Source organism: Enterobacteriaceae bacterium Kacie_13, assembly GCA_013457415.1.
Taxonomy (GTDB): Bacteria; Pseudomonadota; Gammaproteobacteria; order Enterobacterales; family Enterobacteriaceae; genus Rahnella.
In genome coordinates this window covers 779546-802284 of sequence record CP045665.1, presented here as the reverse complement: position 1 = coordinate 802284, position 22739 = coordinate 779546, and the positions used below count along the sequence as shown (strand labels likewise).

The following is a 22739-nucleotide window of genomic DNA, read 5'->3' as shown; positions in this document are numbered from 1 at the left end:
CGTAACATCACTCTTTTTAACCAATAGCCGGAGAGAACATCCATGAAGGAAGGCGCGCTGTCATTCAGAGAGAAAGTGGCGTACGGCATGGGGGACGCGGGATGCAACATGATTGGCGGCGCCATCATGCTGTTTCTCAATTACTTTTATACCGACGTTTTCGGCCTCGCCCCGGCGCTGGTCGGTGTACTACTGTTATCGGTACGTGTGATCGATGCCGTCACTGACCCTATCATGGGCGCGATTGCCGACCGCACCACGACCCGCTGGGGACGCTTCCGTCCTTATTTGTTATGGATATCGGTGCCCTACGTCCTGTTCAGCGTACTGATGTTCACAACACCGGAATGGACCTATAACAGCAAGGTTATCTATGCCTTTGTGACTTACTTCCTGATGTCGCTGACCTATACCGCGATCAATATTCCTTACTGCTCGCTGGGGGGCGTCATCACCGCCGATCCGCACGAACGCGTTGCCTGCCAGTCTTATCGCTTCTTTATGGTGGGGATCGCGACGCTGATCTTGTCTTCTACATTACTGCCGATGGCAGACTGGTTTGGCGGTGCAGATAAAGCCAAGGGTTATCAGATGTCGATGGGCGTAATGGCGATCATTGCGTTGTTTATGTTCCTGTTCTGCTTCAGCTTTGTGAAAGAACGTATCCAGCCTGCTGTGCCGTCTAAACATGCGCTGAAATCTGACCTGAAAGACATCTGGAAAAACGACCAGTGGGTGCGCATCCTGCTGCTGACCTTCTGCAACGTGTGTCCGGGGTTCATCCGCATGGCGGCAACGATGTATTACGTTACCTGGGTGATGGAGAAATCGACTTCGTTCGCTAGCATGTTTATCAGTCTCGGCGTAGTTGGCATGATGATCGGCAGCGCACTGGCAAAACCGCTGACCGACAGGTTCTGCAAACTGAAAGTCTTTTTCTGGGCCAACATCATCCTGACCATTTTCTCCTGTGGCTTCTATTTCCTCGATCCGCACGCCACGACGCTGATTCTGGTCGCGTACTTTATCCTGAATATCATGCACCAGTTGCCTTCTCCGCTGCACTGGTCGCTGATGGCCGATGTAGATGACTACGGCGAATGGAAAACCGGCAAACGCATCACCGGCATCAGCTTCTCCGGTAACCTGTTCTTCCTGAAATGCGGTCTGGCCGTGGCCGGGGCAATGGTAGGCTTCCTGCTTTCAGGCTATGGCTATGACGCCGGTGCCGCGCGCCAGAGCGATCACGCCATCAACGGGATTGTACTGCTATTCACGGTGATCCCCGGCATTGGCTATCTGATTACTGCAGGTGTTGTACGTTTACTGAAAGTCGATCGCGAAATGATGCGTACTATTCAGTCAGACCTGGAAATTCGCCGCCGCAATTACCGGGAACTGAATAAATATCACGAAACGAAAAATGCGCCGGACGCAGGTTCCGCTGCACTTCACAGCAAGGAGCTGAAACATGAGTAATTACCCAAACCCGCTCATCGAACAACGTGCCGATCCGCATATCTGGCTGCATAGCGACGGGCATTATTACTTTATCGCCTCAGTGCCGGAATATGACCGGCTGGAAATCCGCCGCTCAAAAACGCTAATCGGCCTTGCTGATGCACCGGCAAAAATTGTCTGGCACAAACCCGACAGCGGCCCGATGAGCGCACTTATCTGGGCACCGGAGTTGCATTTCATCGACGGAAAATGGGTGATTTACTACGCCGCTGCCCCCTCGCAGGAGATAAAGGACGGCCTGTTTCAGCACCGCATGTATGCGCTGGTGTGTGAAGATGCCGATCCGCTGAAGGGGGAATGGATAGAAAAGGGACGGATTCAGACGCCAGTCGACAGCTTTTCGCTCGATGCCACACATTTTGAACATCAGGGAAAAAGCTATTATCTGTGGGCACAGAAAGACCCGGCGATCCGCGGTAACTCCAACCTGTACATAGCCGAAATGGAAAATCCCTGGACACTGAAATCCCCGCCGGTGATGCTCAGCAAACCCGAATTGGACTGGGAAATCATCGGCTTTTGGGTGAACGAAGGACCCGCGGTGATAACTCACGGCGATAAGATTTTCATCACCTATTCCGCCAGCGCCACCGATGAGAATTACTGTATCGGGTTGCTCACAGCTGCTGTTCACAGCAACCTGCTGGATATCTCGTCGTGGCATAAATCGCCGCATCCGGTATTTACCACTCACGCAACAAACAAACAGTTCGGCCCCGGCCACAACAGCTTTACCCGTAACGAACAGGGTGAAGATATACTGGTTTACCATGCACGCAACTATACCGAAATAGAAGGCGATCCGTTGTACGACCCGAACCGTCATACCCGGATTAAAAACATTCGCTGGGATGAAAACGGGCAGCCGGACTTCGGCGAACCGGCAGCCGACAACCGTCCGCTGACCTTGCAGAAACAGGTATAACGCTTCAGTAAGGCAGTCAAGAAAAACCAATAAAAAGCCAGGCCATGTGAATGAGCCGGGCTTTTTATTGGTTCAGGGATGACGCTGAGGCAGCAAAACTGCGGCGTTAAATCAGCGCGCCATAAATCGTCAGAAGCGCCACAACGACCAGAATAATCATGGTAACTTTTCGTGCCAGCCCGACGGCGGCGCGCGGCGTCTGCACCGGATCCATATGCGGATCGCGCGCCAGTGAAAACTGCGCCAGACGGGTCAGTACGTGATATTGCGAAGAATGAATGTCTCCGAGTGAGGCAAACCACGCCGGTAATGCTTTTTCACCGTGCCCGAGCAGCGCGTACGCCACACCAGCCAGACGCACGGGGATCCAGTCAAGAATGTGCAGCAGACTGTCCACGCCGGACTGCGCGCGTTTCAGCGGCGTCGTATGACGCGCGAGCCAGGTCTGATAGCCACGCAGTGCAGCGTATCCACCCAGCGCAACCGGTCCGTAGGGACCAAGCACCACGAACCAGAACAGAGGCCCAAGGTAATAACGGAAGTTAATCCACAACAGCGCATTTTGCAGTTCGCGCAAACGGGCTTCTTCGGTGCAATCCGTTGGCAGGCCGTGGATTAACGCCAGCTCTTCTGCCATTTCTTTCGTTGCGTCGGCATCGCCCTGACGCGCTGATTTCAGATAGGCACGATAATGTTTACGTTTAATGCCTGCACCGATACAGAACAGGCAGATAATCACCCACAAAATCAGCGAAGGTACGCCGAAAAACAAACCCTGAACTGCATGCAGGATCACCCAAATCATCGCCATCCAGACCACGGCGATCGCCAGCGTTTTAGCCAGAGAAGTCTGTCGTCCGCGGCTGAAAATCACCTCGAACCGATGATCCAACTGCCAGTGTTCACCCAGTTTGAATAATCGCTCCCAAGCCAGCACCAGCAATAAAGTAAATAACGTCATCGATTGTCACTCTCTCTCAACACATCACCCGCTAAAAATAGAAACCTGAACCCGTGTTCATTCACGAGTCAGCAGAAGCATTGTGCCCTGCGGAAGGTGTTAGCAGCTTGCGATAAAATGCCCAGTCAAACTCAGGGCCTGGATCCGTTTTACGCCCCGGCGCGATGTCACTGTGGCCGGTAATGGCATCAAGACTAATCGGATAGTGCTTAATTAACAACTCAGTAACGGCTGCGAGGCTGCGATATTGCGCGTCAGTGAAAGGCTCAAAGTCAGTGCCTTCCATCTCAATACCGATGGAAAAATCATTACAGCGCTCGCGTCCCTGCCAGCTGGAAACGCCCGCATGCCAGGCACGTTTATCGAAAGGCACGTATTGCACGATCTCGCCGTCGCGCCGGATCAGGCAGTGCGCTGCTACGCGAAGCTGGTAAATCCCTTCAAAATAAGGATCGTCCTGAGGATTAAGCGTGCCGGTAAATAACTGATCAATATAGGGGCCACCGAATTTTCCGGGCGGCAAACTGATGTTATGGATCACCAGCAGTGAGGGGGTTTCGTCGTCAGGACGGAGATCGGAATGGGGAGAAACAACCTGCCGGGCCTCGGCAATCCAGCCATGTTCTAAGTGCATCAATGACCTCAATGATGTGCCTGGGTGGTACTTATCACAGCAACAGGGTAGCATGTTTTTTTGTCCTTCTTATCCGCCATTTCGGAGTATTTGTATGTCTACCCGCAGCTACAGCCCTGAAAGTCGCCGCGCACAGTTACTCGAACGTATCGAGAGCGATATTCCCTTACTTGTGACTCAGGCGCTGGGTGAAGACCTCGGCGGCGAAGCCAATGCCGACAACGACTTAACCGCCCAACTCTTACCGCAGGATAAAATTGCCAGCGCGACGATTATTACTCGTGAAGCCGGAATTTTCTGCGGTCAGCGCTGGCTGGATGAAGTATTTACCCAACTGGCGGGGGACAAAATCACCGTCAAATGGCATGTCAAGGATGGCGATACCGTTTCTGAAAACCAGACATTATGCGAGCTCTCAGGCTCTGCGCGCATGCTGCTGACCGGCGAACGTACAGCGCTGAATTTTGTCCAGACTCTCTCTGGCGTCGCCACCAAAGTGAATCACTATGTGAAACGCCTTGCTGGCACTAAAACACAGCTGCTGGATACCCGAAAAACCCTGCCCGGCCTGCGCACAGCGCTGAAATATGCGGTGCTATGCGGTGGCGGCAGTAATCATCGTCTCGGACTTGCTGATGCTTTCCTCATCAAAGAAAACCACATTATCGCCTGCGGCTCGATTAAAGCGGCCGTTGAACGTGCGTTGTGGATCCACGCGGACGTCCCGGTTGAAGTCGAAGTTGAATCGCTAGACGAACTTCAGCAGGCACTGGATGCAGGTGCGGACATCATCATGCTGGATAACTTCACCGTGCCGATGATGCGTGAAGGCGTAGCCCTGACCGCTGGACGCGCATTGCTGGAGGTCTCCGGCAATGTCACTGAAAAAACGCTGCGCGAATTTGCTGAAACCGGCGTGGACTATATTTCCGTCGGCGCGCTGACTAAGCATGTCCGGGCGATGGATCTCTCTATGCGTTTCAACTAATTAGCCGTTTCGCTATTGCCCCCTGAAACCCCTCCGGGGGCAATACAACTTCTTCAGGCTTTTTCGAACTTGCCGCATCACCCTCTCATTCTCATCGAATACTGCCAACCCCCCTTTTTGACCTCCTGAGCATAATTGCGAGGCATCACGCAAAAGCTTTGCCTGCCTTCTGAGTTTGCACATTTATCCTGGAAGACGTCGCGGAGAAGCCGCCGATGACGCTGGAGTCGATTTTTTTCTTCGTTTAGTTTGCTTCCTGAACAACATCCATGCAGTTCAATAAACGGAGAACGTCATGCAACGGCAACAAGGATTTACTCTCATAGAGCTGATGGTGGTGATCGCAATTATTGCGATCCTCAGCGCCATCGGCATTCCCGCCTATCAAAGTTACATTCAAAAAGCGGCCCTGACTGACATGCTGCAAACCATGGTGCCGTATAAAACTGGCGTGGAACTGTGCGTGATTGATGCAGGCGCACTGACCAGCTGCAATGCTGGCAGTCAGGGGATCCCTGCGACTGCGACAAGCCGTTACGTCAGCCAGGCACAAGTCAGCGCAGGGATCATCACGCTCACAGGTCAGCAGGCACTTAGCGGTCTCAGCGTGGTGATGACCCCCACCCTCGACAATCAGGCCGGCGGCATTATCTGGAACCGCACCTGCACCAATTCAGGTAACACTTCGATGGTTGAAGCTTGCGAAAGCGTCTTTCGTTTTGACACCACGGGAGCGCCGAAATGAGTGACATCCCGTTAAATCCAGTTTCACCAGCAGATAACCCAACACAGCAAAGCGAAGCTTCACTGGAAGCACTTTGCCAGCGTTATAAAGCGGTGATCTTACATCGCGACGATCAGACTCTGCGTGTGGCCTGCCATGAGGCTGAACCAGATACCGACACACTGAGCAACGTTCTGCGCTTTGCTAGCGGGCTGAAAGTTCAGCTTGAACGCTGGCCGCAGGCAAGACTCGAACAGGTAATGGAAAAAAGCAGTGCTAATCCCAAAGAAGAACCTGCAAAAGGTGAGTCGCGTCCGGCTACGGGCAGTTCTGAGGAAAATGAGCTTAACGACCAGAGTGATGCGCCGGTCATTAATGCCCTCAATCAGATCCTCAGACAAGCCATCACCCGCCGGGCCTCGGATGTTCACTTCGAGCCTTACGAGCGCAGCTTTCGTGTCCGCGTGCGTATTGACGGCGTATTGCAGGAAATCCCCGGCCCTGAGTTTTCATTAGCGGCTGGTGTGTGTGCACGACTGAAAATCATGGGGCAACTGAACGTTGCAGAACGCCGCTTACCACAGGATGGACAGCTGTCAGTGATGCTACAAAACCAGCGCTACTCAATGCGCGTCTCCTCCCTGCCAACGTTACACGGTGAAAAAATCGTGCTGCGGATCCTGCATATGACCCAGCAGGATCTGGCGATGTCGCAACTGGGGCTGACACTGCGCGATCTCGGGTATTTCAAAGCCGCACTAAAACACCCGCAGGGGCTGATTCTGGTCACCGGCCCGACCGGCAGCGGTAAAACCGTTACACTTTACAGTGGATTACGGCATCTCAATGCCATCTCCCGCAATATTTGCAGCGTGGAGGATCCGATCGAAATTCCGGTCAGCGGTATCAACCAGACGCAGATCAACAGCAAAACAGATCTCAGCTTTGCCAGTGTGCTACGCGCATTGCTGCGCCAGGATCCGGATGTGATTATGGTCGGTGAGATACGTGATAAGGAAACGGCAGAAATCGCCGTAAAAGCCGCACAAACCGGGCATCTGGTGCTTTCAACATTACACACCAATTCCACCTGTGAAACGCTGACCCGGCTGCGTCAGATGGGCATTGAAGGCTTTCACATTGCCGCCAGCCTGCGGCTGGTCATTGCTCAGCGACTGGTGCGAAAACTCTGCCCGCACTGCCGTAAGGCGCACATGGAGTTTGTCGGCAAAGGTGAAAAGGGGCGAGGCGCCCAGATCCCACTCTGGCGGGCAACCGGATGTCATCAGTGCTTTTCCGGCTATTACGGACGGACAGGTATTTATGAAACGCTGAACATCACACCACGATTACAGCAGGCACTGGTTGCTGAAGCCACGGTGAGTGAACTGAGCAAAATTGCCCGCGAGCAGGGGCAAATCACGCTACAGGAAGCCGGAATGTTGTTGGTTGAACAAGGGATCACTTCGCTAGAAGAACTTTATCGCGTCACCGGCGAAGGAACCGATGAATGAGTGAAATGCCTGCTCTTTCCCAAACATGGCGCCTGTATCACTGGCAGGCCATCGACATTCAGGGAAACATTCAGCAAGGCAACAGTATCGAGGCCAGTAAAGACGGCATCTATCAGCAGCTCTTTGCTGCCAGTCTGCAACCGCTGAAGATTCAGATGAAACAACGTCTGAACCGGGGCTACTGGAAAAATCCAGAACGCGTTGCGATGGTCAGACAACTTGCCACGCTGCTACAGGCTGGACTGCCGCTGGTCAATAGCCTGATGTTGCTGGCAAATGAGCATCCGAAAATGGCGTGGCAATGTGTTTTGCAAAATATCGCGAAGGGAGTTCGCGAAGGGAAGCCTTTATCCGCCATGCTGAATGCGTATCCCGATGTTTTCCCGGATATCTACCGGCAGATTATTGCCATCGGTGAGCTCACCGGCCAGATGGATCGCTGCTGTTTACAGCTGGCCACTCAGCAGGAACAGCAGGCCAAACTGAGAGAAAAAGTGAAAAAAGCCCTGCGCTATCCGCTGATCGTCAGCGTAATTGCCACGGTGGTGACCTTACTGATGCTGACCCTGGTTCTGCCGGAGTTTGCCAAAATCTACGCCTCCTTTGATGCCGAGCTACCGTGGTTCACAAGGATGCTGGTCAGTGCATCGGATGTCTTGATCAGTACGGGGCCCTGGCTGACGGGGATTACATCCGTTTGCAGCTTTGTCTATATACGCAAATTACATCCGCAAAAGCGCTGGAAGCAGGGGGAGCAAATGCTGCTGCTAAGGTTGCCGTTAATCTCACGGCTGGTTACCGACAGTTGCCTCAGCCAGATATTTCAAACGCTGGCGATGACTCAACAGGCTGGAATGACGCTGGTATCTGGGCTGGAGGCGGCGGCCTCCTCCCTGTCTAATGTGCATTTTCAGAGCGCACTCAGCCAGATCCGTGAGCAAATAATGCAAGGTACGCCTTTGCATAAGGCCTTTGTGCAGTCGCCGTTGTTTCCTTCGCTGTGTCAACAACTGATAAAAATCGGGGAGGAATCAGGGTCACTGGATGAGTTGCTGCTGAAACTGGCGCATCTGCATAATGAGAAGGCAAATTCGCTGGCGGACACGTTGTCTCAAACGATTGAACCGGTTCTGATGGCTGTAATGGGCGTGATTGTTGGCGGGTTGGTGATCGCCATGTACTTGCCTATCTTCCAGTTGGGGTCGGTGATGGGATGATGTGCCGTATCGATGGGACTGTCGGTGGAAATGAAAACGGCGAAAACCTGTTTCGCCGTTATAGACGCCTTTAAGGCGTGAGTGGCCGTCTTGTCTTTAAGTAATTATTTACCACCGAACAGACGGTTTTCCTGCTCTGCAACACGGATAAAGGTGGTGCGCTTGGTCAGCTCTTTAAGACGATCGGCACCCACATAGGTGCAGGCAGAACGCAGACCGCCAAGGATATCTCGAACAGTATTTTCAACAGGGCCTCGCAAAGGCAATTTCACGGTTTTGCCTTCCGCTGCACGATATTCAGCCACACCGCCCACGTGACGTTTCATCGCAGATTCGGAACTCATGCCGTAAAACAGCATGAACTTTTCCCCCTTCTCTTCGACTACAGTACCTTCACACTCTTCATGTGCAGCCAGCATTCCACCAAGCATGACGAAGTCCGCGCCGCCACCGAAAGCCTTGGCCACATCGCCTGGCACGGCACAACCGCCGTCGCTGACAATCTGTCCGCCCAGACCATGTGCGGCATCAGCACATTCGATCACTGCGGAAAGCTGCGGATAACCGACACCAGTTTTTACGCGTGTCGTGCAGACAGAACCCGGTCCAATACCGACTTTGACAATATCTGCACCGGAAAGGATCAGCTCCTCGACCATTTCGCCGGTGACCACGTTACCGGCACAGATGACTTTATCCGGGCAGGCTTCGCGTACGCGTTGCAGGAAATCGACAAAGTGTTCGGAATAGCCATTGGCAACATCGAGACACACAAATTTCAGCAGTGGAGACATTGCGAGTATTTGCAACGTTTTGACGAAATCTGCTTCAGATGTCCCGGTGGAAACCATCACATTACGCAGTACGGATTCATCCGTAGAAGCGATGAAAGCTTGCCATTGTTCAACGGTATAATGTTTATGAACCGCTGTGAGCATTCCGAATGATGCCAGCACGGTCGCCATGCGGAATGTCCCCACGGTATCCATATTGGCGGCAATAATTGGCGTACCAGACCAGCTGATCGCGGAGTGTTTGAATGTGAAGGTGCGCTCCAGTTCTACTTCGGAACGGCTTTTGAGGGTGGAACGTTTAGGGCGGATAAGTACGTCTTTAAAACCTAACTTCAAATCTTCTTCAATGCGCATGACGGGTTTGTCCTGGTTTGGCGACGGGTCGCTAGGGCGTAAAGCGAAAATTAGACACCCTTTCCAGTGGTTTTATCATACACAGGAAAATGACAACGGCAAGATGGCTTTTCTTGCTGACATCACAGACTTTTGATTGCAGAGATGAATAATTTTCGAAGTCCTAAACCTGCACGAGAGCGGCTTGCACTTACTCATAATCTCTTTATCATTTACCCAACTAAATTTATCAGAGCATCAGCATGACCTATATCGTTGCATTGACCGGAGGCATAGGAAGCGGAAAGAGCACCGTTGCCGAGAGCTTTGCACGCCACGACGTGGCTATTGTCGATGCCGATATTATTGCCCGACAGGTTGTTGCTCCCGGTGAGCCAGCGCTGGATGAACTGAGCAGACATTTTGGTAATCGTATTCTTCTTGCTGACGGCTCGCTTAACCGCGCCGTTTTGAGAGAGTGTATATTTAGCAACCCCGTTGAAAAAGAATGGGTTAACAAATTGCTGCATCCGGTTATTCATACACGAACCCAGCGCCTGATTGTGCATGCGAAGACGCCATACGTGCTCTGGGTGGTGCCGTTATTAATAGAAAATGGATTACAGACGCAGGCCAATCGCATACTGGTGGTCGACGTTGATCCGAAAACTCAGCTTTTGCGCACGATACAGCGCGACGGCGTCAGCCGCGAGCAGGCTGAAAGTATTATTGCCTCGCAGGTAAGCCGTGAAAAACGACTGGCCTGCGCGGATGACATCATTGATAACAGCGGCAATCCCGAAACGATTGAACCGCGTGTTGCCCAATTACATAGCCGCTATTTAACATTGGCGGCATCAGTATCCCCGTGAATAATTCATCGAAATATCAAGGGGAAAACAGACAGGATATTGCCCAGCATGAGTGAAGCAGCAACCACGGTTCTTTTTGAACATCCGTTAAATGAAAAAATGCGCACCTGGTTGCGTATTGAATTTCTGTTACAGCAACTGCATGCCAATGCAACGGTCACAGCTATTTCTTCAGCCCTGCTGTTCTTTCGCACGGCATCCGATTTACTGGATGTGTTAGAACGTGGCGAAGTCCGCACCGATTTGCTAAAAGAGCTGGAACGCCAGCAACAGAAATTGTCCCAGTGGCAGGATGTCCCCGGCGTCGATTTAGCGCGAATTGAAGGCTTACGCACCGAGCTTAAGCAGTGTGCAGGCGTGTTGATGAAAGCACCGCGCATTGGGCAGGCGCTTAAAGAAGATCGCATGATCGCGCTGGTGCGTCAGCGTCTCAGCATTCCGGGTGGCTGCTGTAGCTTTGATTTACCGACGCTGCACATCTGGCTGCATCTGGCACAGTCACAGCGGGATGGCGAAGTACAAAATTGGCTGGAAACGCTGGCTCCGCTGAATAATTCGTTGACGATGGTGCTGGAACTTATCCGGCAGTCCGGCGTTTTCCGCAATCAGATTAGTTTAAACGGTTTTTTCCAGGACAATGCTGAAGGCGCAGATCTGTTACGATTGCGCCTGTCGATGGAAAATCTGCTTTACCCGCAAGTATCCGGTCACAAAACCCGCTATGCCATTCGCTTTTTACCTCTCGACAGCGAACATGGCGTGGTTCCCGCGCGACTGAATTTTGATCTTGCCTGCTGCTAGGAGTTGCAAATGGATCCCGAAATTATTGAAGTGAATTGCCCTACCTGTGGCAAAACGGTGGTATGGGGCGAGCAAAGTCCTTATCGACCATTTTGCTGTAAACGCTGCCAGCTGATCGACCTCGGCGAATGGGCTGATGAAGAGAAACGTATTCCCAGCAAAGGGGATATCAACGATCTGGATGACTGGAGCGAAGAAGAGATTTAATGCACAAAGCAGGCAGTAGAATGGAATAAAACTGAAAGGGGCTTCGGCCCCTTTTGTATGCGTACAGTTGAACGCATGTCAGAACTGATTCCTTCTCAGCGCCCTGACTATCGCTTCATTAGCTGGCGGGAACTCGGCCTCATTGAGCTGCGACTGCTCTACCCAGCGTTTCGGCTGGCCTTCTTTACCATAGGGTTCGCCCTTCCAGTTTTCCACCATAAAGAAGTGTAGCGTAATGATGCGGTCAGGAAAGCGGTGCTCAAGGGAATCGAGCAAAACGGGCGATATGGGCTCAATTCCGACTTCTTCCTGTAACTCGCGGATCACTGCCTGTTCAGGCGTCTCACCCGATTCGATTTTACCGCCGGGAAACTCCCAAAAACCTGCCATGTGTGATGAAGCATCACGCTGAGTAATAAAAATTTCTTTCTGCTCATTACGGATGATGCCGACTGAGATATTCAGTTGCTTAATCGTCACAGTATTCACCTTTCTCCTGACTGAAATTCCTGTACTTAACCGTACTTTAAGACAAAAAATAAAGGCGGTGATTAGCCGCCTTTAAGATTAACACGATGACTTAGCCTGAGATCTTACTTTTGCAGGCGGCCATGGCATTGTTTGTATTTTTTGCCTGAACCGCATGGGCAGAGATCGTTACGCCCAACTTTACGGTCACCCGAAGAAGCAAGACGTGCCGCTTCTTCCACTTCAACTTCCAGCTGATCCTGATGGCTCAGTTGTTGCTGACGTGCCAGACGCTCGGCTTCTTCACGACGCTGAAGCTCCATCGCTTCCACTTCCTCAGGCATACGCACCTGAACTTTGCTCAGCACACTGACCACTTCGTATTTCAGTGATTCCAGCATTGCAGCAAACATAGCGAAGGACTCACGTTTGTATTCCTGCTTAGGATCTTTCTGCGCGTAGCCACGTAAGTGGATGCCCTGACGCAGGTAATCCATCGCCGCCAGATGCTCTTTCCACAGGGAATCAAGGGTTTGCAGCATCACGCCTTTCTCGAAGTTACGCATCATTTCAGCGCCAACCACTTCTTCTTTACGGGCGTAAGATTCTTTCGCGAGTTCCATAATACGTTCGCGCAGGGTTTCTTCATGCAGCTCTGGCTCTTTATCCAGCCACTCTGCAATCGGCATTTCCAGCTCGAAATCGGCCTTCAGACGCTGTTCCAGCCCCTCGACATCCCACATTTCTTCCAGAGACTGAGGTGGAATGTAGCTATCGATAGTGGTTTTAAACACGTCTTCACGAATGCTGGCGATGGTTTCGCTCACGTCAGACACGTCCAGCAGTTCGTTACGCTGGCTGTAGATCGCACGACGCTGATCGCTTGCCACATCATCGTATTCAAGCAACTGCTTACGGATATCAAAGTTACGACTTTCAACTTTACGTTGTGCATTAGCAATCGCTTTGGTTACCCAAGGGTGCTCAATTGCTTCGCCTGGTTTCATACCCAATTTACGCATCATCCCGGAAACGCGATCGGACGCGAAGATGCGCATCAGGGCATCTTCCATTGACAGGTAGAAGCGTGAAGACCCCGCATCCCCCTGACGACCGGCGCGGCCGCGCAGCTGGTTATCGATACGGCGTGATTCATGACGCTCAGTACCAATAATGTGCAAACCACCTGAGGCCAGAACTGCGTCGTGACGAATCTGCCATGCGGCTTTAATTTCTGCGATTTTTTCGGCAGTGGCTTCTTCGCCCAGATTCTCAACTTCAACCTGCCAGCTGCCGCCCAACACGATATCGGTACCACGACCGGCCATGTTAGTTGCGATGGTCACTGCGCTCGGTTGACCCGCTTGAGAAACGATTTCGGCTTCTTTGGCGTGGAATTTGGCGTTCAGTACGCTATGCGCGATGCCCGCTTTGGTCAGTTCATTGGAGACAACTTCAGATTTCTCAATCGAGATCGTACCCACCAGAACCGGCTGGCCGTTAGCAGTACAATTACGAATGTCTTCGATGATTGCGCCAATTTTTTCCATTTCAGTCATGTAAACCAGGTCAGCCATATCTTTACGCACCATAGGGCGGTTAGTTGGCACAACGATGGTATCAAGCTTGTAAATGGAGCTGAATTCGAACGCTTCGGTATCTGCAGTACCAGTCATACCGGCCAGTTTTTCGTACAGGCGGAAATAGTTCTGGAAGGTGATGGAAGCAAGCGTCTGGTTTTCATTTTGAATATCAACGCCTTCCTTCGCTTCAACTGCCTGATGTAAACCATCAGACCAGCGGCGGCCCTGCATCGTACGGCCAGTATGCTCATCGACGATAATGACTTCACCGTCTTTAACGATGTAGTCCACGTCACGGGTGAACAGCACGTGTGCACGCAGCGCAGCGGTCACGTGGTGCATCAGCATGATGTTAGTCGGGGAATACAGAGATTCGCCTTCTTCCATGATGCCCGCTTCTACCAGCATTTCTTCGATCAAAACCAGACCGCGTTCGGTCAGGTGAACCTGACGCGCTTTCTCATCCACGGAGAAGTGGCCTTCGCCCTGGAAGGAATCTGAATCCTCTTTTTCCTGACGGATCAGTTTAGGGATCAGCTTGTCTACGCGGGTGTACATTTCTGAACTGTCTTCGGCCGGACCGGAGATGATCAGCGGAGTACGGGCTTCATCGATAAGGATGGAGTCGACCTCATCCACCAGCGCGTAGTGAAGTTTACGCTGTACGCGTTCTTCTGGGCTGAACGCCATGTTGTCACGCAGGTAGTCAAAGCCGTATTCGTTGTTCGTACCGTAGGTGATGTCCGCTGCGTAAGCTGCGCGCTTCGCCGGAGAAGGCATACCCGGTAAGTTAATACCGATGCTCAGACCCAGGAATTCAAACAGCGGACGGTTATTTTCAGCGTCACGCTGAGCTAAGTAGTCATTGACAGTCACGACGTGAACGCCTTTACCGCTAAGTGCGTTCAGGTAAGCCGGCAGCGTTGCCGTCAGAGTTTTACCTTCACCAGTACGCATTTCTGCGATACAACGCTCATTGAGCACCATACCACCGAGCAGCTGCACGTCGAAGTGACGCATACCGAACACACGTTTACTGGATTCACGTACCACAGCAAAGGCTTCAGGGATCAGCGTTTCCAGCACTTCGCCTTTCGCCAGGCGCGCACGGAATTCGTCGGTTTTGGCCCTCAGCTGATCATCTGTCAGCTTCTGAACTTCTGGTTCCATGCGGTTGATGAGCTCAACCACTTTACGCATACGGCGCAATGTTCGATCGTTACGGCTACCAAAAACTTTGGTCAATAATTTGATTAACATGATGCTTGATATCTCTTTGAGGCCTTCAAAGTTGGCCCTAATTTATTGATTTATAGATTGAGTGCTTAAATAACAGTCTGTTAAATCAGAGAGAGCGGGCCGGCACGAATGCCTTGCACCTGTGCCAGCCACAGGCCAGTTTGATGCGAAGATGAGATGGTCAGGAAAGGTTGCTGCGTCTGACGAATGATCACCGGTGGTTTGGATTCATGCGTCAGTAATGCATTGAGCGTTACCAGCAAAGCAAGTTGCTGAATGTGCAGCGGCTCAGCTTCTTTCGCGACCACTTCCGGCGTCGCGGTATAAACCACCTGCGGTGCGAGAGCAAAAGAAAGGTGACGAATTACCGTGCGTAGCGCATGCTGCTGCCAGTAATCCACACCGAAAGAAGGACGGCGATGCGCCTGAAGTAAGGCGAGATTACTCAGCCCGGTTGTGCCGATGTTTAGACGGTTGAGACTTGAAGACGTATTGGGAACCGCCGCCAGTTCCGTTTGTGAGAGATTCGTCGACACGCCAAGGCTCGCCGCGACCATCCCCAACAGGAGATGCGGCCAAAAATACTTTCTGCCAAATTGTCGCCAACGATTTAGAATACCAATCACACGTTTACAATCCGCCGGAGCCCATCATGCGCGATAGTCGCCCACAATTATTAGATATCCTGTTCGATGACGCCTCTTCAACGGAACAAAGCCCGCTGCGGAATGTTCAGCAACGCGCTGCGGCGTTATTAAAACTCAACCGCGCAGTGAAGGGTCTGTTACCGTCGCCCATGCAACCATGGTGCCGCGTCGGTAATTATCGACAGGGAGTTTTAGTGCTGGAAATCGCTAATGCCAGCTGGATGATGCGATTACGCTATGAACAACCGGCATTACTCTCTGCACTTCGAGCGCAAATTCTACCATCATTGTCATCAATCGACATCAGGATTAATCCTTCGCTGATGGCTAAAATGGAAAATGCTTCGCAGATTGCTGAGAAAAATAAAGCGATTGCAGCAGAGTCAATGCCTGTCAGGCATTTAAGTTCACAGAGTGCGGATGAATTAAGAGGACTGGCGAGCCGTAGCCCGGAAAAATTAAGGAAGGCATTAGAACGACTGGCTGACCTGGCCGGAGAGAGTGCCAGAACAACCAGTCGTAATAAGTAAAACAGTAATATCTGTACCGATTATGCCAATACTGTAGAAGGGGCTTTAAAAGCCAATGGCACTTCAGCTTCATCCTGGAAGGTAACGAGTTCCCAGGCTTCCTGCTGCGCCAATACCGCTTGCAGTAACTTATTGTTCAGTGCATGACCAGACTTGTATGCGGTAAACGCACCAATGATGTTATGTCCACACATGAACAGATCGCCAATAGCATCCAACATTTTGTGACGAACGAATTCATCTTCAAAACGCAGGCCATCTTCGTTAAGTACGCGGTAATCATCCACAACAATCGCACAATCAAAGCTGCCACCCAGGCACAAACCACGTGACTGCAGGTACTCGATATCACGCATAAAACCAAATGTGCGTGCGCGGCTGATTTGGCGAACAAATGCTTCAGCAGAGAAATTCATTTTGTAACGCTGTGAGCTTGAATCAATCGCCGGGTGTTTAAAGTCGATAGTGAAGTCAAGAGAGAAACCATTGAATGGTTTAAACTCGGCCCATTTATCACCGTCTTCAACACGCACGGTCTGCTTAATGCGCAGGAACTTCTTCGCGCAGTTCAGCTCTTCAATCCCTGCATCCATCAACAGATAGACGAAAGGTGCAGCACTACCATCCATAATTGGCACTTCAGGCGCGTCGACTTCGATAACGATGTTATCGATGCCTAACCCTGCAAGAGCCGCATTAAGGTGCTCTACCGTAGAAATACGTACGTCATGCTCATTGACCAGGCAAGTACAGAGCATGGTATCACGCACGGATTTGGCATCTGCCGGGAAATCGACCGGTGGATTCAAGTCAGTGCGACGATAGATGACCCCGGTATTGGCCGGTGCAGGACGCAGAGTCAGGGTGACTTTCTTGCCGGTATGTAAACCGACGCCCGTCGCCTGAACGATACGTTTTAATGTACGTTGTTTGATCATCGTTTTTATCTCGCAATGTTATCCATCTATCCTACCAACCTTTGCATACTACATTAAGGTTGGCGGGACAGTTTAGCACAAAGAGCGGAGATCCTACAATTCGGACTAGTCTGCCTGCTTACGCAGGAAGGCTGGGATGTCCAGATAGTCGGGCTCTTTATTGGATTGCGCGCTTTGATCGTTAACCACTTTGGCAGCTGGCTTCGTTTCCTGCGGCAACGGCGACATCCCGTGCTGCTGGTAACGATGATCCATAACAGGCTGGCTGGCTGGCTTATTGGTCACTAAAGTGATCTCAGGACGTTTGTCCATACCAATACCGGTTGCCACGACTGTTACGCGCAATTCGTCGTTCATTTCAGGGTCAAGGGAAGTCCCGATTACCACGGTTGCGTTGTCAGACGCGAAAGCACGGATAGTGTTACCCACGGTTTCGAATTCATCCAGACGCAGGTCGAAGCCTGCAGTAATGTTGACCAGCACGCCACGCGCGCCTGACAAGTCGATATCTTCCAACAACGGGCTGGAGATCGCCATTTCAGCCGCTTCTTCAGCACGGTCTTCACCACAAGCCACACCGGAGCCCATCATGGCATAACCCATTTCGGACATCACGGTGCGCACGTCAGCAAAGTCGACGTTCATCAAACCCGGACGGGTGATCAGCTCTGCGATACCCTGCACCGCGCCTTTCAACACGTCGTTGGCCGCACCGAAGGCGTCCAGCAGAGAAATACCGCGACCCAGAACTTTCAACAGCTTGTCGTTCGGGATGGTGATCAGGGAGTCCACGTGTTTGGACAGTTCAGCGATACCCTGCTCCGCGAATGCCATGCGTTTTTTGCCTTCAAAGTTGAATGGCTTTGTCACGACAGCAACGGTCAGAATACCTAAATCTTTAGCGACTTCAGCAACCACTGGTGCTGCACCGGTACCGGTACCGCCACCCATGCCTGCTGCGATAAAGACCATGTCAGCACCTTCGAGCGCAGCGCGCAGGGCTTCACGATCTTCTTCTGCAGAATTGCGACCCACTTCCGGGTTCGCACCAGCACCCAGACCTTTGGTAATACCGCTACCGATCTGAATAGTCTGGCCTACTGCCGTTTTACGCAACGCCTGAGCGTCGGTGTTAACGGCAAAGAATTCAACACCTTCGATGCGCTCGCGCACCATGTGTTCGACAGCGTTACCGCCGCCACCGCCGACGCCGATGACTTTAATCACCGCATCGTTGGTCAGTTCCATAGGTTCAAACATAGTTTCTCTCCGTTTTGTGCCTGTCGCGTCGGGATCGAAATACTTAAAAGCATGATCCCGTTGTTAAAACATTAAAACTCTTTTCTCAGCCAGCTATTGATTCGTTTGAACCAGTTGCCCACTGAGGCGCGTTTTTCCACTTCGGCCTCACCGCTGAGGTGAGACTCTTTACCATAGTGCAGCAGCCCTACAGCAGTTGAGTAGTAAGGTTCCTGCGCATAATCTGTCAGCCCGGTGATGTTCAGAGGTTGCCCGATACGCACCTGAGTATGAAATACCCGTTGCGCACAAGCTGCCAGACCATCAATTTGTGCTGCGCCGCCTGTCAATACGATACCTGCGGCCAGATGATGTTTTACGCCCTGCTGACGTAACTGCTCCTGCAATTGCAAAATTTCGTCATTCACAAGATTTAGCAATTCTGTATAACGAGGCTCAATAACTTCAGCCAGTGTCTGGCGTTGCAGACTGCGTGGCGGACGTCCACCTACGCTCGGCACTTCGACGTTTTCATCTTTGCCGACAATCGATCCTAATGCACAACCGTGACGCACCTTGATGGCCTCGGCATCAGTCGGTGGTGTACCAAACGCATATGCGATATCGCTGGTGACCACATTCCCTGCATAAGGGATAACCTTAGTATGACGCAGTGCGCCACCGGTATAAACAGCGATGTCCATGGTTCCGCCACCAATATCGACGACACAGACACCTAATTCACGTTCATCTTCGGTAAGAACGGCATAACTGGCCGCCAAACCGGCAAAAATCAGTTGGTCAACTTTCAGACCGCATCGTTCAACCGCTTTAACAATGTTCTTTGCCATATCGTTATGGCAGGTGATCAGGTGAACTTTAGCCTGCATACGCACGCCGGATAAACCCACCGGATTTTTAATGCCTTCCTGATAATCGATGGCATATTCCTGAGGAATAACGTGAAGTACCCGATGCTCATCACGCACGCGCACCGACTTGGCGGTATGCACAACGTTCTCTACATCTTCCTGCGTCACTTCCTCTTCTGAAATAGGAACCATCCCTATTTCATTCTGACAACTGATATGTTTACCAGATAAAGCGAGGTAAACAGAGGAAATCTGACAATCAGCCATCAGTTCGGCCTGATCGATGGCGCGCTGAACGCATTTCACCACCGATTCCAGATCGTTAACGCCACCCTTGTCCATGCCACGGGACGGGCAACTGCCCACACCGATAATGTTGACCATGCCATCGGGCAGAACTTCACCCACCAATGCGGCGACTTTTGCAGTACCGATTTCCAGCCCAACTACCAGTTTTCTGTCCGTCGACTTGATCATTGTTGTTTAGCCTGTGCCTGATTCTGTTGCTGATTACTGTTTTGCTGGTCAATAAACTCTGGTGCCCAACCGACTGACGCACCGCTGTCATAACGTAAATCGACATAAGTGATGCGTTTCTTATCGGCATCAGCCTGTTGCTGGAATCTCGGATAAAGTTCGATAAAACGTTGTAAACGCCCCATCCGGTCATCTCTCCCCAACTCCAGGCGAACATCATTATCCAGAGTTAACTGCCACGAGTGACGAGCACTCATTGCCACGGCTTTCAACGTGAACTTTCCGGCGGCCAGCGCCTGACTCATCGTTTGATAGCCTTGCAAAACATCCTGTTCGCTGCCTTCCGGACCGTAGAGCAACGGCATTTTTTGATTCACAACACGCTCTGCGGGTATGCTGAATGACTTGCCGTCGGCATCGACCATGTGCAAATCATTCCAGTGCGCAACCGGCACATACTCCACCAGATGTATCTTCAGTTCATTCGGCCATTGCTTGCGTACGCTGACCTGTTTTATCCACGGCAAACGTTCAATCTGTTGCTGGATGATATTCACATCCTGCGTCATGAACGTTCCCGGCGCCCCTAAGGACAGGATCGCCTGACGAATATCGTCGTTAGTGGTGTAATGGCGCTCGCCAGTAACCACAAGCTGCGATAAAGGCAGCCGGTTTGCATCCTGCATCCAGACAACTACGGCCCATGCACTCCATAAAATGGTGCCTGCGACCAACAGCAGAAACACGATCCCTGCCAGCTGGCCACCGTTACTACGACGGCCGCCGTTATTGCTCTCGGCCGTCTCTCGCTCTCGGGTATTCAGGGCAGCTTGAGACATATCAGTCAGCCAGTTCCAGAATACGGAAAACCAATTGCGGGAAGCTCAGCCCTGCATGTTTCGCCGCCATCGGCACCAGGCTGTGGCTGGTCATGCCCGGCGACGTATTGGCTTCCAGCAAATTAAAGCTGCCGTCGCCATCCTGCATGACATCAACGCGTCCCCAGCCGCTGCAATCAAGCGCCTGATAAGCCTGTAACGCCAGAGCGGACAACTCTTCTTCCTGCGCCTGACTTAAACCACTTGGACAGAAATACTGTGTTTCATCGGACAGATATTTTGCCTGATAGTCATAAAACGTCCCCGCAGGCTGAATGCGGATCGAAGGCATGACTTGCTCGCCTACGATAGCGACCGTGTATTCCGGGCCGCTCAGCCATTTTTCCACCAGAACGTTATCGTCATGGCGGAAGCCTTCCTGGAGAGCCGGTAACAACTCTTGTTCGGTTGTCACTTTGCTCATGCCGACGCTGGAGCCTTCGCGACTTGGCTTGACGATCACTGGTAAACCCAATGCCGCGATTTTTGCTGCCAGAGCGCCCTGCCCTGCTTCTTCAATTTGTGAACGATGCAATGCCACGAACGGGGCAACCGGTAAACCCAGCGCCTGCCACACCAGTTTGGTGCGGAATTTGTCCATGGTCAGGGCAGAGGCCATCACGCCGCTGCCGGTATAAGGCAAGCCGATTTGCTCGAGCATGCCCTGCATCGTGCCGTCTTCTCCGCCACGACCGTGCAGTGCGATAAAGACTTTGCTGAAACCCTGCTCTTTAAGCAGTGCAACGTTAACCATTTTGGTATCAATGCCGTGAGCATCTACGCCAGACTCACGTAGGCCCGCCAGTACGGCAGCGCCGGACTGTAATGACACATCGCGCTCTGCGGAAGTACCACCAAATAAAACTGCTACTTTCTCAGACATGATGTTCTTCACCTTTCTTCACTGGCTGCAACTTTTGATCAGCCAATTTGCGGGCCACTTTGCCGATGGTACCGGCGCCCTGAACCAGGACTAAATCGCCCCCTTCGAGGATCTGCGCCAGACTTTCTGGCACAGCGTCAATGTCAGAAACAAGTATTGGATCCAGCTTGCCACGCGCACGGATGGTGCGGCACAGCGAGCGGCTGTCTGCGCCCGGAATCGGCGCTTCGCCTGCCGGGTACACATCGAGCATGATCAGCACATCGACCTGTGACAACACGTTGGCAAAATCATCGTACAAATCGCGGGTACGTGTATAACGGTGCGGCTGGAAAATCATCACCAGACGTTTATTCGCCCAGCCCGCGCGTGCGGCTTTTACAGTGGCGTCCACTTCTGTCGGATGGTGACCGTAGTCATCAACCAGCATGGCGCTGCCGGATTTGCCGTTCACATTCTCCAGCGCGAATTCGCCGAGGAAATCAAAACGTCGCCCTGTGCCCTGGAAGCCTTCCAGCGCGCGCAAAATCGCGTCGTCACAGATGCCTTCGTCGGTAGCGACCGCCACTGCAGCGGCTGCGTTCAGGGCGTTATGACGACCTGGTGCGTTCAACGTCACGGCGATCTGCGGCAGATCGTGACGACGCAGCGTAAAGTGGCCTTGCGCACCGTCCTGACGATAGCTCTCAATCATTACGTCTGCGTCTTCGCTGAAGCCGTAGGTCGTGATATGACGACCAACACGTGGGATCAGCTCACGAATCACAGGATCATCGATGCACATCACTGCGCGTCCGTAGAACGGCAGGTTATGCAGGAAATTCACAAACGTTTGTTTCAGGTTTTCAAAATCGCCCTGATACGTATCCATATGGTCTGCTTCGATATTGGTGACAATGGCCACCATCGGTTGCAGATGCAGGAAGGACGCGTCGCTTTCGTCTGCTTCAGCAATCAGGAAGCGGCTTGAGCCCAGACGTGCGTGCGTGCCTGCGGCTTTCACTAATCCACCGTTCACAAAGGTCGGATCCAGTCCGGCCTCGGCATAGATACTGGTGACCATCGCGGTGGTCGTGGTTTTACCGTGTGTACCTGCCACGGCGATACCGTGACGAAAACGCATCAGCTCGGCGAGCATTTCCGCGCGACGGATAACAGGTATTCGCGCTTCGCGTGCGGCTACGATTTCCGGGTTATCAGATGAGATCGCCGTAGAAACGACCACGACGCTGGCATCCAGCACATTCTCAGGACGGTGATTGAAATAAATCTTCGCGCCCAGCGCCGTCAGCTGCTGCGTCACCGCATTAGGTGCCAGGTCAGAACCGCTGATCTGATAACCTTCATTTGCCAACACTTCGGCGATACCACCCATGCCGGCACCACCGATGCCAACAAAGTGAATGTGCCGGACACGATGCATCTCGGGCACGAAGGTACGCAGTTTCGCCAATTGTTGTGTATTCACGTTTTTATTCACTATTTCAGGTTACT

22 protein-coding genes are annotated in these 22739 nt (G+C 52.1%); 10 read left to right on the top strand and 12 right to left on the bottom strand.

Features of this window, described 5'->3' with window-relative positions; all coding sequences use genetic code 11:
* The first annotated feature begins 42 nt into the window (after nucleotides 1-42).
* Complete coding sequence (locus GE278_03640) at nucleotides 43-1479, top strand: MFS transporter (GenBank protein QLK59936.1); 1437 nt, start codon at nucleotides 43-45, stop codon at nucleotides 1477-1479.
* Complete coding sequence (locus GE278_03635) at nucleotides 1472-2446, top strand: family 43 glycosylhydrolase (protein ID QLK59935.1); 975 nt, start codon at nucleotides 1472-1474, stop codon at nucleotides 2444-2446. The genes GE278_03640 and GE278_03635 overlap by 8 nt, the downstream gene beginning before the upstream one ends.
* 106 nt (nucleotides 2447-2552) lie before the next feature.
* Here the strand turns inward: GE278_03635 and ampE are convergent, their stop codons facing one another.
* Both ampE and ampD read right to left on the bottom strand, forming a co-directional pair.
* Complete coding sequence (gene ampE / locus GE278_03630; protein ID QLK59934.1) at nucleotides 2553-3407, bottom strand: beta-lactamase regulator AmpE; 855 nt, start codon at nucleotides 3405-3407, stop codon at nucleotides 2553-2555.
* 61 nt (nucleotides 3408-3468) lie between these two features.
* Nucleotides 3469-4041 carry a 1,6-anhydro-N-acetylmuramyl-L-alanine amidase AmpD gene (ampD, locus tag GE278_03625; GenBank protein QLK59933.1) on the bottom strand — a complete coding sequence of 191 codons (573 nt, stop codon included), beginning with the start codon at nucleotides 4039-4041 and terminating at the stop codon, nucleotides 3469-3471.
* A 94-nt stretch (nucleotides 4042-4135) separates the two neighbouring features.
* On the opposite strand from ampD, the gene nadC reads away from it, so the two are divergent.
* From nadC to hofC, 4 genes are all read left to right on the top strand, one after another.
* Entirely contained in the window at nucleotides 4136-5029 is an 894-nt protein-coding gene (nadC, locus tag GE278_03620) for a carboxylating nicotinate-nucleotide diphosphorylase (protein ID QLK59932.1), read from the top strand.
* A 295-nt stretch (nucleotides 5030-5324) separates the two neighbouring features.
* Complete coding sequence (gene ppdD, locus GE278_03615) at nucleotides 5325-5774, top strand: prepilin peptidase-dependent pilin (GenBank protein QLK59931.1); 450 nt, start codon at nucleotides 5325-5327, stop codon at nucleotides 5772-5774.
* Nucleotides 5771-7267 (top strand): type II secretion system protein GspE, encoded by a 1497-nt coding sequence (gene gspE / locus GE278_03610; GenBank protein QLK59930.1) that lies wholly within the window; start codon nucleotides 5771-5773, stop codon nucleotides 7265-7267. The genes ppdD and gspE overlap by 4 nt, the downstream gene beginning before the upstream one ends.
* Nucleotides 7264-8484 (top strand): protein transport protein HofC, encoded by a 1221-nt coding sequence (gene hofC / locus GE278_03605; GenBank protein QLK59929.1) that lies wholly within the window; start codon nucleotides 7264-7266, stop codon nucleotides 8482-8484. The genes gspE and hofC overlap by 4 nt, the downstream gene beginning before the upstream one ends.
* A gap of 104 nt (nucleotides 8485-8588) precedes the next feature.
* Here hofC and GE278_03600 read toward each other — a convergent pair whose 3' ends face one another.
* On the bottom strand, nucleotides 8589-9632 hold the full coding sequence (locus tag GE278_03600; protein QLK59928.1) for a GMP reductase: 1044 nt from the start codon (nucleotides 9630-9632) through the stop codon (nucleotides 8589-8591).
* 242 nt (nucleotides 9633-9874) lie between these two features.
* On the opposite strand from GE278_03600, the gene coaE reads away from it, so the two are divergent.
* The 3 genes from coaE to yacG are packed head-to-tail and all read left to right on the top strand — an operon-like array spanning nucleotide 9875 to nucleotide 11491.
* Nucleotides 9875-10483 (top strand): dephospho-CoA kinase, encoded by a 609-nt coding sequence (gene coaE, locus GE278_03595; protein QLK59927.1) that lies wholly within the window; start codon nucleotides 9875-9877, stop codon nucleotides 10481-10483.
* Between the two features lie 48 nt (nucleotides 10484-10531).
* Nucleotides 10532-11284 carry a cell division protein ZapD gene (zapD, locus tag GE278_03590; GenBank protein QLK59926.1) on the top strand — a complete coding sequence of 251 codons (753 nt, stop codon included), beginning with the start codon at nucleotides 10532-10534 and terminating at the stop codon, nucleotides 11282-11284.
* Between the two features lie 9 nt (nucleotides 11285-11293).
* Nucleotides 11294-11491 carry a DNA gyrase inhibitor YacG gene (gene yacG / locus GE278_03585; GenBank protein ID QLK59925.1) on the top strand — a complete coding sequence of 66 codons (198 nt, stop codon included), beginning with the start codon at nucleotides 11294-11296 and terminating at the stop codon, nucleotides 11489-11491.
* Nucleotides 11492-11569: 78 nt separating this feature from the next.
* Here the strand turns inward: yacG and mutT are convergent, their stop codons facing one another.
* The 3 genes from mutT to secM all read right to left on the bottom strand — a co-directional run bounded on the left by mutT (nucleotide 11570) and on the right by secM (nucleotide 15407).
* A complete protein-coding gene (mutT, locus tag GE278_03580) occupies nucleotides 11570-11965 on the bottom strand; it encodes an 8-oxo-dGTP diphosphatase MutT (protein ID QLK63170.1) in 396 nt (131 codons plus the stop codon).
* Between the two features lie 119 nt (nucleotides 11966-12084).
* Nucleotides 12085-14802 (bottom strand): preprotein translocase subunit SecA, encoded by a 2718-nt coding sequence (gene secA / locus GE278_03575; GenBank protein ID QLK59924.1) that lies wholly within the window; start codon nucleotides 14800-14802, stop codon nucleotides 12085-12087.
* A gap of 80 nt (nucleotides 14803-14882) precedes the next feature.
* The gene (gene secM / locus GE278_03570) at nucleotides 14883-15407 is read right to left on the bottom strand and encodes a secA regulator SecM (protein ID QLK59923.1); all 525 of its coding nucleotides are present in this window, start codon (nucleotides 15405-15407) and stop codon (nucleotides 14883-14885) included.
* A gap of 26 nt (nucleotides 15408-15433) precedes the next feature.
* Between secM and GE278_03565 the strand changes: the two genes are divergently transcribed.
* Nucleotides 15434-15958 carry a DUF721 domain-containing protein gene (locus tag GE278_03565; GenBank protein ID QLK59922.1) on the top strand — a complete coding sequence of 175 codons (525 nt, stop codon included), beginning with the start codon at nucleotides 15434-15436 and terminating at the stop codon, nucleotides 15956-15958.
* Nucleotides 15959-15978: 20 nt separating this feature from the next.
* On the opposite strand, the gene lpxC is transcribed toward GE278_03565, so the two are convergent.
* The 6 genes from lpxC to murC all read right to left on the bottom strand — a co-directional run bounded on the left by lpxC (nucleotide 15979) and on the right by murC (nucleotide 22713).
* On the bottom strand, nucleotides 15979-16896 hold the full coding sequence (gene lpxC, locus GE278_03560; GenBank protein ID QLK59921.1) for a UDP-3-O-acyl-N-acetylglucosamine deacetylase: 918 nt from the start codon (nucleotides 16894-16896) through the stop codon (nucleotides 15979-15981).
* Between the two features lie 105 nt (nucleotides 16897-17001).
* Nucleotides 17002-18156: a cell division protein FtsZ gene (gene ftsZ / locus GE278_03555; protein ID QLK59920.1), complete on the bottom strand. Its 1155-nt coding sequence runs from the start codon at nucleotides 18154-18156 to the stop codon at nucleotides 17002-17004.
* A 71-nt stretch (nucleotides 18157-18227) separates the two neighbouring features.
* Nucleotides 18228-19484 (bottom strand): cell division protein FtsA, encoded by a 1257-nt coding sequence (gene ftsA / locus GE278_03550; protein QLK59919.1) that lies wholly within the window; start codon nucleotides 19482-19484, stop codon nucleotides 18228-18230.
* On the bottom strand, nucleotides 19481-20323 hold the full coding sequence (gene ftsQ / locus GE278_03545) for a cell division protein FtsQ (protein QLK59918.1): 843 nt from the start codon (nucleotides 20321-20323) through the stop codon (nucleotides 19481-19483). The genes ftsA and ftsQ overlap by 4 nt, the downstream gene beginning before the upstream one ends.
* Before the next feature lies 1 nt (nucleotide 20324).
* Entirely contained in the window at nucleotides 20325-21245 is a 921-nt protein-coding gene (locus GE278_03540; protein ID QLK59917.1) for a D-alanine--D-alanine ligase, read from the bottom strand.
* Complete coding sequence (murC, locus tag GE278_03535; GenBank protein QLK59916.1) at nucleotides 21238-22713, bottom strand: UDP-N-acetylmuramate--L-alanine ligase; 1476 nt, start codon at nucleotides 22711-22713, stop codon at nucleotides 21238-21240. Before murC ends, GE278_03540 begins: the two co-directional genes overlap by 8 nt.
* Nucleotides 22714-22739 lie beyond the last annotated feature (26 nt).

What these genes read in the sequence shown, in the direction of transcription:
- GE278_03640 (QLK59936.1), top strand. Translation starts at nt 43, where the DNA reads ATGAAGGAAGGCGCGCTGTCATTCAGAGAGAAAGTGGCGTACGGCATG.
- GE278_03635 (QLK59935.1), top strand. Translation starts at nt 1,472, where the DNA reads ATGAGTAATTACCCAAACCCGCTCATCGAACAACGTGCCGATCCGCAT.
- ampE (QLK59934.1), bottom strand. Translation starts at nt 3,407, where the DNA reads ATGACGTTATTTACTTTATTGCTGGTGCTGGCTTGGGAGCGATTATTC.
- ampD (QLK59933.1), bottom strand. Translation starts at nt 4,041, where the DNA reads ATGCACTTAGAACATGGCTGGATTGCCGAGGCCCGGCAGGTTGTTTCT.
- nadC (QLK59932.1), top strand. Translation starts at nt 4,136, where the DNA reads ATGTCTACCCGCAGCTACAGCCCTGAAAGTCGCCGCGCACAGTTACTC.
- ppdD (QLK59931.1), top strand. Translation starts at nt 5,325, where the DNA reads ATGCAACGGCAACAAGGATTTACTCTCATAGAGCTGATGGTGGTGATC.
- gspE (QLK59930.1), top strand. Translation starts at nt 5,771, where the DNA reads ATGAGTGACATCCCGTTAAATCCAGTTTCACCAGCAGATAACCCAACA.
- hofC (QLK59929.1), top strand. Translation starts at nt 7,264, where the DNA reads ATGAGTGAAATGCCTGCTCTTTCCCAAACATGGCGCCTGTATCACTGG.
- GE278_03600 (QLK59928.1), bottom strand. Translation starts at nt 9,632, where the DNA reads ATGCGCATTGAAGAAGATTTGAAGTTAGGTTTTAAAGACGTACTTATC.
- coaE (QLK59927.1), top strand. Translation starts at nt 9,875, where the DNA reads ATGACCTATATCGTTGCATTGACCGGAGGCATAGGAAGCGGAAAGAGC.
- zapD (QLK59926.1), top strand. Translation starts at nt 10,532, where the DNA reads ATGAGTGAAGCAGCAACCACGGTTCTTTTTGAACATCCGTTAAATGAA.
- yacG (QLK59925.1), top strand. Translation starts at nt 11,294, where the DNA reads ATGGATCCCGAAATTATTGAAGTGAATTGCCCTACCTGTGGCAAAACG.
- secA (QLK59924.1), bottom strand. Translation starts at nt 14,802, where the DNA reads ATGTTAATCAAATTATTGACCAAAGTTTTTGGTAGCCGTAACGATCGA.
- GE278_03565 (QLK59922.1), top strand. Translation starts at nt 15,434, where the DNA reads ATGCGCGATAGTCGCCCACAATTATTAGATATCCTGTTCGATGACGCC.
- lpxC (QLK59921.1), bottom strand. Translation starts at nt 16,896, where the DNA reads ATGATCAAACAACGTACATTAAAACGTATCGTTCAGGCGACGGGCGTC.
- ftsZ (QLK59920.1), bottom strand. Translation starts at nt 18,156, where the DNA reads ATGTTTGAACCTATGGAACTGACCAACGATGCGGTGATTAAAGTCATC.
- ftsA (QLK59919.1), bottom strand. Translation starts at nt 19,484, where the DNA reads ATGATCAAGTCGACGGACAGAAAACTGGTAGTTGGGCTGGAAATCGGT.
- ftsQ (QLK59918.1), bottom strand. Translation starts at nt 20,323, where the DNA reads ATGTCTCAAGCTGCCCTGAATACCCGAGAGCGAGAGACGGCCGAGAGC.
- GE278_03540 (QLK59917.1), bottom strand. Translation starts at nt 21,245, where the DNA reads ATGTCTGAGAAAGTAGCAGTTTTATTTGGTGGTACTTCCGCAGAGCGC.